Annotated in this window: 9 protein-coding genes; 3 read left to right on the top strand and 6 right to left on the bottom strand. The window is 48.6% G+C overall.

Translation table 11 applies throughout. The features are described 5' to 3' along the window. Positions 1–128: 128 nt before the first annotated feature. On the top strand, positions 129–3170 hold the full coding sequence (locus ACZ42L_RS08470) for a SusC/RagA family TonB-linked outer membrane protein (RefSeq protein ID WP_464715822.1): 3042 nt from the start codon (positions 129–131) through the stop codon (positions 3168–3170). 18 nt (positions 3171–3188) lie between these two features. Then, a complete protein-coding gene (locus tag ACZ42L_RS08465) occupies positions 3189–4745 on the top strand; it encodes a RagB/SusD family nutrient uptake outer membrane protein (protein WP_464715821.1) in 1557 nt (518 codons plus the stop codon). A 198-nt stretch (positions 4746–4943) separates the two neighbouring features. On the opposite strand, the gene ACZ42L_RS08460 is transcribed toward ACZ42L_RS08465, so the two are convergent. Genes ACZ42L_RS08460 through ACZ42L_RS08450 form a run of 3 tightly spaced genes read right to left on the bottom strand, consistent with a single transcriptional unit; the run spans position 4944 to position 6277 of the window. Continuing rightward, on the bottom strand, positions 4944–5351 hold the full coding sequence (locus ACZ42L_RS08460) for a hypothetical protein (protein WP_464698296.1): 408 nt from the start codon (positions 5349–5351) through the stop codon (positions 4944–4946). Further along, the gene (locus ACZ42L_RS08455; RefSeq protein ID WP_464698294.1) at positions 5348–5824 is read right to left on the bottom strand and encodes an RNA polymerase sigma factor; all 477 of its coding nucleotides are present in this window, start codon (positions 5822–5824) and stop codon (positions 5348–5350) included. Before ACZ42L_RS08455 ends, ACZ42L_RS08460 begins: the two co-directional genes overlap by 4 nt. Positions 5825–5830: 6 nt before the next feature. Next, complete coding sequence (locus ACZ42L_RS08450) at positions 5831–6277, bottom strand: hypothetical protein (protein ID WP_464702408.1); 447 nt, start codon at positions 6275–6277, stop codon at positions 5831–5833. Between the two features lie 464 nt (positions 6278–6741). On the opposite strand from ACZ42L_RS08450, the gene ACZ42L_RS08445 reads away from it, so the two are divergent. Beyond that, positions 6742–9078, top strand: coding sequence for a glycoside hydrolase family 3 N-terminal domain-containing protein (locus ACZ42L_RS08445; RefSeq protein WP_464715820.1), 2337 nt, complete (start codon positions 6742–6744; stop codon positions 9076–9078). 82 nt (positions 9079–9160) lie between these two features. On the opposite strand, the gene ACZ42L_RS08440 is transcribed toward ACZ42L_RS08445, so the two are convergent. The 3 genes from ACZ42L_RS08440 to ACZ42L_RS08430 are packed head-to-tail and all read right to left on the bottom strand — an operon-like array spanning position 9161 to position 12190. Next, a complete protein-coding gene (locus tag ACZ42L_RS08440) occupies positions 9161–10141 on the bottom strand; it encodes a Gfo/Idh/MocA family protein (protein WP_464715819.1) in 981 nt (326 codons plus the stop codon). A 10-nt stretch (positions 10142–10151) separates the two neighbouring features. Continuing rightward, positions 10152–10940 carry a cytochrome c biogenesis protein CcsA gene (gene ccsA, locus ACZ42L_RS08435; RefSeq protein ID WP_464715818.1) on the bottom strand — a complete coding sequence of 263 codons (789 nt, stop codon included), beginning with the start codon at positions 10938–10940 and terminating at the stop codon, positions 10152–10154. Beyond that, on the bottom strand, positions 10937–12190 hold the full coding sequence (locus tag ACZ42L_RS08430; RefSeq protein ID WP_464715817.1) for a cytochrome c biogenesis ResB family protein: 1254 nt from the start codon (positions 12188–12190) through the stop codon (positions 10937–10939). The genes ccsA and ACZ42L_RS08430 overlap by 4 nt, the downstream gene beginning before the upstream one ends. Positions 12191–12295: the final 105 nt, after the last annotated feature.

Here is a 12295-nt window from a genome sequence, read left to right as displayed (position 1 = left end):
TGCAATTTATATGCGTAAGATGTGAATCCGAAACCGCACGGCTGATGAGACGAGGATAACAAGAGAGAGCATTCGACGAGAGAATAGAGATAAAACAAATATATATTATTTAAACGAGAGAGATTTTTATGAAAAGACTAACGTTAATTTTAACCAGTCTCTTCCTTTGGATGGGAATGGCGCTGGCACAAATTCATGTTACCGGAACAGTGACCTCTGCTGAAGATGGACAGCCTGTTATCGGAGCTTCAGTAAAAGTTGTAGGCACAAATACAGGTGCTGCCACCAATTTGGATGGTCAGTTCAGTATGACAGTGCCCAACAACGCTAAATTGGAAATTTCATACATCGGTATGAAGTCGCAGATTGTCAAGGCTGCTGCAAATCTGAAAGTGGTTCTTCAGGCCGACGATCATGTGCTGGACGAAGTGATTGTTACCGGTTATGGTAACTTTAAGAAGTCTTCATTTACCGGTGCTGCTTCAACGATGAATACTGATAAGCTGGCCGATGTGCCGGTTGTATCTATTGAGGATAAGTTGGCCGGTGGTGTAGCTGGTGTGCAGATTACATCAGGTTCAGGCTCGCCGGGTTCGGTTCCTTCTATCCGTGTACGCGGTATGGGTTCTATCAATGCGGGCAACAACCCCCTTTATGTCATTGATGGAACGCCTGTTCAGTCGGGTAATACCAGTGAGTTTGCTTATAGTGATGCCGGAACTAACATTCTGGCTACCATCAATCCTAACGATATTCAGTCTATCACGGTCATCAAAGATGCTGCAGCAGCTTCTCTTTATGGTTCTCGTGCGGCTAATGGTGTCATCGTCATTACTACCAAAAGTGGCAGCAAGGGCAAGACCAGTGTGAACTTCCATAGCGATTGGGGATTCTCCAATATGGCTGTAAACTACCGTCCACAGTTGAATGGTGATGATCGCCGTGCTTTGCTCCTGAAAGGTTTGGAAAACTATTATAGATATGAAGAGGGTAAGAGTGCTGCTGAGGCTGCTACTGCCGCAGCGGGAGATATTGATGCTTTTGCCGCTAAACCTAAAACAGGCTGGACCAACTGGAAAGATCTTCTGTTCAAGAATGGCAGCCATAGCAACTATGAAGTAAGCGTATCGGGTGGTAATGATAAGACTCAATTCTTTACATCGATGGCTTATAACAAGCAGGAAGGTATCATCGCTAATCAGGGTTTAGAGCGTTTCTCAGGTAACTTGAATCTGACTCATAACTTTGGAAAGTTCACTTTGAACGTTACTTCTATGATGTCGAAAATGATACAGCGCCTTGCCAATGAGGGTACTGGCTTTTCTTCTGCCGTTGCCAACTACGCTTTTTTCCAGAACCCTTCTAGTACGGCATACGATGAAAATGGGTCTTATACCCAAGGTCCTGGTTTTGTACGTGTAAACCCTATTTATGAGAATCTGCACTCTAGCGACCGTAACATCGTTCGCAGAATGTTGAATTCGGCTAAGCTGACTTATCATATTGCAAAGGGTCTCGACCTGAGCGAGAAGGTAACTTATGACTATATTGGTGGTCGTGAGACTGTTATCTGGGACCGTTACTCTAACGATGGTAAGTCTTCCAGTGGTGTGGTTCAGCGCATTTTGAACATCTCTGAGCAGGTGAATACACAGACCCAGCTCTCTTATGTACGTTCATTCGGCTTGCATAATCTTGATGCCTTGCTCGGTTTCGAGACAGAAGATTCTCATTATGAATACAACTATATGCACGGTTCACAGTATCCTGGCGAGCTTTATGAACTGGGTAATGCAGGTGAGACATCTTCAGATAGTAATATCTATGGTACACGCCTGACTTCATTCTTGGGGCGTGTGAACTATAACTATGATAATAAGTATTATGCAGGTTTGAGTTTCCGTCGTGACGGAACGTCTCGTTTGGCCCGCAGCAACCGTTGGGGCGACTTTTGGTCTGCATCGGCTTCATGGCGTTTCAGTGCAGAGAAGTTCATGGAATCGACCAAGGATATTCTGACCGATGGTAGATTGCGCGTGTCATACGGTACGAATGGTACACAACCTTCAGGCTACTACTCGTATATGAATCTGTTTAAGTATGGTGAGAGATACGACGGCCAGTCAGGTATGGGTATCGTGAACATCGGTAATCCGAATTTGAGATGGGAGAAGAACCGTACGCTCAACATAGGTCTCGACTTGACTTTCTTGCAGCGTTTCACGGCATCTTTCGACTGGTATACACGTAAGACCACTGATTTGATTTATGACTTGGTGATGTCTGCTGTTCCCGGTTACTTCAATACCAGTTCGGGTGTTGCTACGATGGCTACCAATATCGGTTCATTGAGAAATACCGGTTGGGAACTTACCTTGACTTCCGACAACTTCAATACCAAGGACTTCAGTTGGTCTACAAGCCTGAATTTCTCTCATAACCACAATGAGTTGATAAAACTTGACGGTGAAGCCGATATGGTCCAGGACTCTGATTATCCTCGTGTATTGTTCCACAAAGTGGGTGAATCTTACAATTCATATTATGGTTACGAATATGCCGGAGTAGACCCCAAGACCGGAAACGAGCTTTACTATCTGAACGATGGTACGGCCAATGCCCGCAATACGACAACCAATGCCAATGAAGCTAAGAAAGTTATCCTTGGTAATGCAGAGGCCGCTATCGCTGGTGGTATCACCAACAATCTGCGCTGGAAGTTTATCGACCTTGGTTTCACCTTTACTTATCAGTTGGGTGGCGACGCTTACGACTATCCTCGTTGGCAGCACTCTAACGGTGGTAGTGAACTCTATAAGGGAGCTACGCCATCTTACTACGATCTCTCTAAGATGTGGCAGGGCGAAGGCGATACGGCAGCCAAGTTGCCTAAGTTCCAGTATGGTAGCACATTCGTTTATTCTTCGCGCTGGATGATGCCTTTGGACTATCTGCGTTTGAAGAACTTGACTATCGGTTTCTCTGTTCCTCAGCAGTATATCCGCAACTTGGGTATCAATAAGGCGCGTGTATACTTCTCTGGTGCCAACCTACTCACATGGAAGTCGGCTAACCTCTATATAGATCCGGAACTGCCTGTTACCGGACTTGCAAACTTCCAGACTCCACAGTTGAGAACATATACATTCGGAATTGAAATTGGTTTCTAAATATAAAGCATACCAAAAATGAAAGTATCTAAATTTATATATAGCGCAGTTATCTGCCTGACAGCCGTAACGGGCTTGTCTTCTTGTGGTGATGAGTGGCTCGACCGTCAGCCGTCTGACGGTATCGATGCTGCTACGGCCATTACATCAACGGCCAGTATGGCCAGTGCACGTCTCGGACTCTATTCTGCACTCAAAGGTCGCACATCTGATTATGCAGACTATTATGGTGCCAATATGTTTGTATATGGCGACGTGCGTGGCGAAGATGTTCAGTACGATGCTACCTATGGTGCTGGTCGTGCCGAATTCTATTACAAGATGGAGTTTAAAGGAGGTGACGATTTTACGGCGAAAAATTCAGTATGGCGTTCGCCACTCATTGTTTTGGGACGTGCCAACCGCATCATCGAGGCTGCCAATGGTGATGGAATCACTGATAAAACTGATAACGTTGCGACCATCGCGCAGTATAAGAATGAGGCTAAGGTGATTCGTGCGATGGCCATGTTCGACATTACTCGTGTCTATGGTAAGCCATATTTGCAGGACAATGGAGCTTCTTACGGTGCTCCTATGGACACAGCTTCGCTGGAACCAGCTGCACAGGTAGGTCGTGCTACGGTGGCTGAGTGCTATACTCAGATTATCAAAGACCTGACATCTGCTATTGCTTCAGGTGCTTTGTCTGTCAAGGCTACTCCAGGTTACATCAATGTTTGGGCTGCCAAAGCACTGCTCGTAAGAGTCTACCTGACTAAGGGCGACTACAAGAATGCACTGTCTGTGGCTGAAGATGTTATCAAGAACTCTCCTTATACTTTGTGGACTACTGCTGAATATGCCAATGCATGGCAGAAAGACGACAAGGCTCATACCAATGAGATGCTTTTCGAGCTTTCTATTACCAACTCTACCGACTGGACAGACCGCGAAGGTATTGCTTATCTTTTGACCGAGAATACCGATGCCAAGGATGTTGCCGGCGGTTATGGTGACCTTGTTGTTACCAAGGCATTTTCCGATGTATTGTCTAGTGACGCAAAGGATGTTCGCAACAAAATCCTGTTGAAGGCTACTGCCAGTGCAGAAGTAAAGGCTAAACAATTTGAGGGACGTGCTGTGTATATCAATAAGTATCCCGCACCGGCAGGTAGTGTAGAGGTTCGTACGAACAATGTTCCCTTGCTTCGTCTGTCTGAGGTTTATCTAAGTGCTGCCGAGGCTGCCTTCAAATCTGGTAGCAAAGACAAGGCAACAGATTATCTCAACGCTATTATCAAGAATCGTACCACTGATGCCAGCAAGCAGGTAACTGCTGCTGATATCACCGAAGACCGCATCTACATGGAGCGTCGTAAAGAGTTGGTAGGCGAGGGACAGCGTTACTTTGATGCCCTGCGTCGTGGAGAGAAGATTGTTCGTTACACCAATACAAGTGACAGGGGCTGGCACAGTGTGCTGAATACAGACGCACAGGTAATTGATACTTGGAAGTCGAAGAAGGCATTGCCATTGATTCCACAGAGTGAAATTGATGCTAACCCCAAGATGCAGCAGAATCCTGAATATTAAAAACTCTTCCGTCTTTCCTGTATCGGGAGGATGGAGAATCTAAGGGGGCTGGAGTGATGGCTCTAATACCCCGTTATATAGAGTCTATATAAAAAATAAAAAGAGACGATGTCTTTGACGCCGTCTCTTTTTTGTTACATTGTTCTAGTCTTGTCAAACTCGTTAACTTGTCAATTTGTCTACTCGTCAACTCCAAAACTATTGCAAAATAGTCTGTACCCGCTCTTTCATGTTCGTGATATCGTTTACAGCGCTGATGAGATTTACTATCCCAACACATAGCAAGCCCGATATAATCAAGGTGGCGATGATGATGGAATACTCCTGAATAAAAAGCAGGAAGCAACTCTCTGCCTCGACCGTAAACAGCGGTATGTCGGCAGGCATGTCGAGTATGAATGAAATAATCAGGCCACCACAGATAACCCCCAATGCAAAAGCTGCAAATATACCATTGCGATATCTGCGCAGGCAGGCCTCTTCGTGCTGTTTGAGATACTCTACCGCATCGAGTCGTTTGTTGAGTGATGCCTCAAACTGCTCGTAGTCACAGAATGACGGTTTTGCTGCGAGGAAAAGTTCCTCAAGTCCTTTGTCTTTTATCATACCTTTAATTTTGCTTTTAGTTTATCGCGTCCACGTGATAATTGTTTTTTGACAGCATCTTTTGTGGTCTCGGTAATTGCTGCAATCTCCTTAATGGAATATCCGTACATGTAGAACATGACAATGGCCGAACGTTCCTTGGGAGGCAATGTTCCGAGAGCGATGTAAAGATCTTGGTGCTGAAAGGAAACATCTGCAGACGATGTACCTACCATTCCTTCCGCTTTGTCCAGCTCTTCGAAAGTCTTGGAATTGATCACATGGTTCAAGAATGTGTTATGTGCGATTTTGAAGAGCCACGGTTTAAATTTACCTTTCTCTTGGTAACATGCGGAAGAGAGATAGGCTTTGACTAGAGAATCTTGTGCAATGTCATCGGCATTATCCTTATTGCCACAACACAGAGCGAGCAGGAAACCCCTTAATTCTTCTTGCTCTTTCTGAATCAACGCAATGAATTGTTCTCTCGTCATTAGAATCTAGATGTGTTGCATGTTTCTTTCTTCTGCTTCTATTTCCTTGGTTAACATCTTCTTGCCAAAACGATAAGTGAAAAGGAGTGAGATTCCGATAGCCAGGAAAGCAGTGCCACTTACCCTGATGACTTCCAGAAAGTCTGTCCGGAATCCGCCTTCAGCCCCCATCACCAGGGCAGAAATAAGAAGTCCTATACCCAGAAGAGTCATAATGATACCTCCCTGCAACTTTCTCAGAAGTTTCTCCTTGATAAGTGTTTTGGCCGGACTCATTTTCTTTATCAGGTCTTCTATGTCTACATCGGCATTCTTCTCCAGTGCAGCGAGGATGATATCCTTTCGATTTCGTTCATAGTCCAGTTTTTGTTTATATTGCATAAACAGTATGGCAATAGGGAGAACCACACTCGTACCTAATACGGTAATCATGACTAGTAAATTATTTTCCATTTTCTTTTTGGGTTAATTGGTTAAACTTTTTAAATGATAACTCTGTTCGTCTATATTACAAGCTGGTGGAAGAAAAAGTGACATTACTGTTTCCTGTTTTCAATGATAAAGGTGCAAAATATTCTTGTGATAACCAAGTCTTCGTGTCTTTTTTGTTCGATGACCCTCTCTCCCCATTCAGCTTTTTACCCACAAACGATGGCGGTTTGCAATTTTTTACGTACATTTGCTCACGCAAGACAAACTTGATAGAATAACAGGCTGGCTGTCGTGTGTTTTCTGCAAGGCCTTGGCAGCGATGCTGTTTGGCCTTTGCAGCATTACTGTTAGGGCTTTGCAGCGATACTGCCAAGGCCTTGCAGTTTTCTGATAGGGTCGCGGGGCGATGACACGCATCGACAGGTAGCCGTCGGATATTGGATATATCATCAACAAATTACCTAATAATTAAAAGAACAAATCGAATGAAAAGTAAACTCGTATTGACGATGTTGGCTCTCCAGGTGGTTTTCTGTGCATGGGCGCAACGTGTGCGGCCGGCCATCAAACCTGATGCCAACATAGAGAAACAAGTAAAAGAACAGTTGTCGAAGATGTCGCTGGACGACAAAGTGGGGCAGATGTGCGAGATAACAATAGATGCCATCACCGACTTCTCGAAGGCTAAGACGGGCTTTGCCCTGTCGGCTGCACAGACCGATACCGTGCTGGGTAAATACCGCGTGGGTTCGATTCTGAACGTGCCATTGAGCGTGGCGCAGCCCCCTAAGGTGTGGCGTACGCTTATCAGTGAGCTGAATCGCAAGTCGATGTCGGTCAACGGTATTCCCCAGGTATATGGCGTAGACCAGATTCACGGTGCTACTTACACGATGGGTGCAACTTTCTTCCCACAGCCTATCGTGCAGGCTGCATCGTTCAACAAGAATATTCCTTTCCGCGTAGCCGAGGTTTCGGCCTACGAAAGTCGGGCTTGTCTCATTCCGTGGGTGTATGCTCCGGTGATGGACCTGGGCAGAAATCCCAACTGGCCGCGTATGTGGGAGAGCTTCGGAGAGGACGACTACGTGAACAGTGTGATGGCCGTACAGGCCGTGAAGGGCTATCAGGGCCCTGATCCCAACCATATCGACATGAACCATGTGGCTGTGAGCATCAAGCATTTCATGGCTTACGGTGTGCCGGTGACGGGTAAGGACCGCACGCCCTCGATGGTGACAGAACGCGAACTCAAGGAGCGCTACTTCGAACCGTTCAAGCATTGTGTGGAGAATGGGGCGTTGACGCTGATGGTGAACTCTGCTTCCAACAACGGAATGCCTTTCCATGCGAACAAGAAATTGCTGACCGACTGGCTGAAAGAGGGTCTGAACTGGGACGGAATGATTGTGACGGACTGGGCCGACATCAACAACCTGTGGAGCCGCGAGCACATTGCCAAGGACAAGAAGCATGCCATTGCGATGGCCATCAATGCCGGTATCGACATGAGTATGGAACCGTACAGTGTAGAGTTTTGCAGGCTGCTGAAGCAGGCGGTGAACGAAGGACTCGTGCCGATGAGCCGTATCGACGACGCTGTGAGCCGTATCCTGCGCTTCAAATACCGTGTGGGGCTGTTCGACAAGAAGACGTGGGACAAGCCGGAGAAGATAGCCAAGAACTATCCCGACTTTGCTTCGCCCAAGTTTGCAGAAGAGGCTACACGCTTCGCAGAGGAGGGTGAGGTGCTGCTGAAGAACGAAGGTGGCATCCTGCCTTTGAAGAAAGGTGTGCGTATCTTGGTGGCTGGTCCGAACGCGAATACGCTCCGTGGTCTCAATGGTGGCTGGTCGTACACATGGCAGGGCGACAAGACCGACGAACTGGTAGGCGATAAGTACAACAGTATCTACAAGGCACTGGCCAATAAGTTTGGTGCTGCCAATGTTTCGTTGGCCGAGGGCGTGCGCTATAAGGCCGGCTCAGACTGGGAGGCAGAAGACGCTTCGGAAATAGAGAAGGCTGTGGCTGCTGCCGGCAGCAGCGATGTCATCGTGGCATGTGTGGGTGAGAACTCATACTGCGAGACGCCCGGAAACTTCAACAGTCTGATATTGAGTGAGAATCAGCGCAATCTGGTCAAGGCTTTGGCAAAGACGGGCAAGCCCGTGGTATTGGTGCTGAACGGCGGTCGTCCGCGTATCATCAACGACATAGAGCCGTTGTCGAAGGCTGTGGTGAACGTGATGTTGCCCGGAAACTATGGTGGTGACGCGCTGGCCAATCTGATGGCGGGCGATTGCAACTTCTCCGGTAAGCTGCCGTTCACCTATCCCCGTACTCCCAGTTCGCTGCATACGTACGACTATAAGGTGAGCGAGAACCAGAGCACGATGGCGGGTAATTATAACTACGACGCCAAGATGGATGTGCAGTGGCCTTTCGGTGCGGGCTTGAGCTATACCACTTTCAAGTATGCCAATCTGCGTGTGAACAAGACTTCGTTCGATGTGAACGATGAGCTGACGGTGTCTGTAGATGTCACCAACAGTGGCGAGAAGGCTGGTAAAGAAGCTGTACTGCTGTATTTCTCAGACGTTGTGGCTTCGCTCATACCTGATAACCGCAGCATGTGTGGCTTTGACAAGGTAGATTTGCAGCCCGGCGAGACCAAGACGGTGACTATGAAAGTGCCTGCACGTGCGTTGGGCTTCGTCAACAGCGATATGAAGTGGACGCTTGAAGAGGGCGAATTCCTGTTCCACTGTGGCGACCAGCAGGTAAAACTGAACTGTACGAAGACTGCTGCCTGGGACTAAGGGCAGTTATATCGAGATAAGAAAAAGGCGCATCGGAAGCAGTGAGACTTCCGGTGCGCCTTTGGTTTGTGCCGATATTTTGTTATTCGTCGAAGGGATAGACGATGCCGAGCTGCCGGCGAATCTCGTCCATCTGCTTCATGATGCGGATGCTCTCGGCGTGTGGCATGTAGGGAGATTCGAGCCATCCATGCTCGATGGCCTCGATAGAGGCACGTACCTCATACTCGTAGCCGGTGATGTGGGGCGGATGGAGGATGTGCTTGACGGGTTGATAGTTGCTGTCGTACACCGTGATAGACTGTGGATGGTTGAAGTCTTCGACGATGATTTGGCCACGGTCGCCCGAAATAATGCCCTGTTTATCGGTCTTGGCATACATGGAGCAGCCCAGGAGCGCCATGCGGTTGTCTGGGTATATCTGCGTGATGGAGGTCTGTGCGTCTACGCCTGTGGGCGCTTTGATGCAGTGGGCGTGCATCTCTTTCACCTCTGTACCAAAGAGCATTGCGGCGAAGTTGAGGGCGTAGACACCCAGGTCGAGCAGTGCACCGCCGGCCAGTTCGGGACGTTGCATGCGCTCCACCGTCTGTATGGGGTAGCCCAGATTGGCTGCTATCATGTAGGGAGTGCCGATAATGCCCGAATCTACCAGTTCTTTGAGCGTGGCAGAGAGGGGCAGATAGCGTGTCCAGATGGCTTCGGTGATAAATGTTTTCTGCTCTTTGGCCAGTGCGAAGAGCTGTTCGGCCTGGCGCGCATTGCCCGTAAAGGCTTTCTCGCAGAGCACCGGTTTGTGGTGGTGCAGGCATAGTGAGGAGTGCTCGAAGTGAAAATTGTGGGGCGTAGCCACGTAGACAAGGTCTACATCTGGGTCGTCGACCATAGCTTCGTAAGCCCCGTAGGCCTTCGGGAAGCCCCATTTTTGTGCGAATTCATCGGCTTTCTGCTGGTCGCGCGAGGCGATGGCATAGCATTCAGCCTCTTCCATTCCGGCTATAGTAGCAGCCATTTTTGCGGCAATCTTGCCTGCTCCTATGATTCCAATCTTGTATTTCTTCATATTTAGTAAATTAGTTTAAATTATAAGTATGCACACTTGTACCCTGCGCGGAAGGCAGGTAATTGATGCCCCACCAGCACATCTGCAGCAGTGCGAAGCTGACGATGAGCATCCATAGGGCTGCCTTGGGGTTGCTCCGTCGGTCGAGGCGTAGGTGGATATAAGCCAGATAGGCAAACCAAGTGGCTGCCGCCCATGTCTCTTTAGGGTCCCATGCCCAGTAATGTCCCCATGCTTCTTTGGCCCATAAAGCCCCGAAGAGCATGCCGATGGTCAGGAATGCCCAGCCTACATAGACCAGGTTGTCGCAGATGTCGAACTCCTTTTCGGTGGGGGCGGACTTCTTGATGAACAGCAGATAGCATGCCATGACGAAAGCTGCACCCAAGATGGCGTAGGCAAACATGTAGACGATAACGTGTGGAGCGAACCACGGACTCTGCAAGGCAGGCATGAGCGTCTTGCTGTGTATCTCCGGTTTCAGGATGTTGATACATACAAAGACCGTGGCCAGCAGCGCACTGAAGGCCAGAATCCATTTATAGCGCCACCGCGAATAGACGATGATGCCGGTCAGGGGCAGGAAGAACGAATACCATAGGCGGGTTTCTCCCATCGTGCGTAGGGGCGGACGTTCGAGCGAAATCCATAGTCCGATGATGTAGGTGAGGAACACCAACAATCCTATACCTGTGAGAATATAGGCCGACTTGCCTTTTTCTCTCCATGCAGCATAGGCTCCCACTACCCAGAACAATACCGATATGATAGCGAAAATGATAAACTCATGCCATGTCATAGGGTTATTTCCTCCTTTCTACGTTGTGCTAAAATGAACATCAGAATAGCTCCGGCAAGCATCAGGAAGATGCCTATGTAGACCGTCGGGAGCCACGGGTCGGTCACAAGTTCGAAGATACTCATGTTGCTCCACTTCCCCATTTGCTCGTCATAGCTAAGTTGATAGATTTTCCAACCGGCCACACTGAATGGCTTGTTCACCTCTATGGTGGTGGCGAGATGCTTACCCTGCTTGGTGAACACTTCTACTTCGGAAGCGAAACGCTGTGGCTCGCGGGGTGGGGTGGCCAGACTGACATGCCTGTCGAGGCGTAACACTTCGGCAGGATACATGTAGCTGCCGCCTGTTACCCATCCTTCTACCTTGCGGCCGGTCTTCCCTTGCACGGCCACCACGTACAAAGCACATTCTGCTCCGCGTGACTTCCACTCCTTATAGGTGTATTGTGGTGCTTTGTGCGGGTCTTTATTGGGTTTCATGCGAGGGGCAGCTTCGTCGAAATATTGCGTCACTTGAATCGTCCATAGACCCAGAGTGCCCTCTTTGAACTTTCCGTCAATGAGCAGAGTCTGTGGTTTCTTGCCCATCGGCATGTTGTTCTTATTGTCGACGAGCACCAGCTTCGGGGAATATTCGTCGATAGAGAAGCGGTTCAACTGGAGTGCCAAAGGCAGCTCGTGCATCGTTCCGCGATCGTCGAATGCACGCCATTCGGGCTGCCCTTCCATGCAGTACATCTTCAACCGTTGCATATCGGCACTGCCCAGCGTACCGCATACGACGACCAGAAAGAGTCCGAAGTGGCTGATGATAGCCGGTAGGGCGCGCCGGCGAAAATGAATGAGCTGATGAATCGTGGCCATCCCGACGATGAGCGTCACCCATAAGTAAGTCAGGATGAACGGCCATGAACTCAGCATGCGGGTGAATCCCAGTGCATCGGTGGGTGCATGGTCGCTTGGAAGCTGCTTCACCAGTCCCATGATGACTGTCAGCAGGGCCGCGTAGGCTACCGCCGGCACAGCCACTTGCGATGTGGTCATGAAACGAAGAACGTAGATTCTGCCTCTGAGGGCATAACCTACGCCTATGATTATCAAGATGATGGCCAATAAAAGGATATTCACCGGCCACGCCATCAGCGACCAGTCAATGCCTCCTATAGTAAGTTGAAGCAAGATGCCGGTAAGCAATAAGCCCGCCCCGATGACGCTTCCCTCTATGATTCCCCAAGGTTTTTTCCACATACGTGTGTCTCTTTAGTATTGAACGAGAGTTAACAGAGGCTCTGTCTATGGCCCGATAGGCCCTCCTGTAGCTCTGTTAACCCTCGGAAAAAAGTCTCTTTTCTC

This window comes from Prevotella mikamonis (genome assembly GCF_055381405.1).
The sequence above is the reverse complement of the archived record's forward strand: the minus strand, read 5'-3'. Positions and strand labels throughout refer to the sequence as shown.

Coding starts and splice junctions, on each gene's coding strand:
- ACZ42L_RS08470 (WP_464715822.1), top strand. CDS start 129: ATGAAAAGACTAACGTTAATTTTAACCAGTCTCTTCCTTTGGATGGGA.
- ACZ42L_RS08465 (WP_464715821.1), top strand. CDS start 3,189: ATGAAAGTATCTAAATTTATATATAGCGCAGTTATCTGCCTGACAGCC.
- ACZ42L_RS08460 (WP_464698296.1), bottom strand. CDS start 5,351: ATGATAAAAGACAAAGGACTTGAGGAACTTTTCCTCGCAGCAAAACCG.
- ACZ42L_RS08455 (WP_464698294.1), bottom strand. CDS start 5,824: ATGACGAGAGAACAATTCATTGCGTTGATTCAGAAAGAGCAAGAAGAA.
- ACZ42L_RS08450 (WP_464702408.1), bottom strand. CDS start 6,277: ATGGAAAATAATTTACTAGTCATGATTACCGTATTAGGTACGAGTGTG.
- ACZ42L_RS08445 (WP_464715820.1), top strand. CDS start 6,742: ATGAAAAGTAAACTCGTATTGACGATGTTGGCTCTCCAGGTGGTTTTC.
- ACZ42L_RS08440 (WP_464715819.1), bottom strand. CDS start 10,141: ATGAAGAAATACAAGATTGGAATCATAGGAGCAGGCAAGATTGCCGCA.
- ccsA (WP_464715818.1), bottom strand. CDS start 10,940: ATGACATGGCATGAGTTTATCATTTTCGCTATCATATCGGTATTGTTC.
- ACZ42L_RS08430 (WP_464715817.1), bottom strand. CDS start 12,190: ATGTGGAAAAAACCTTGGGGAATCATAGAGGGAAGCGTCATCGGGGCG.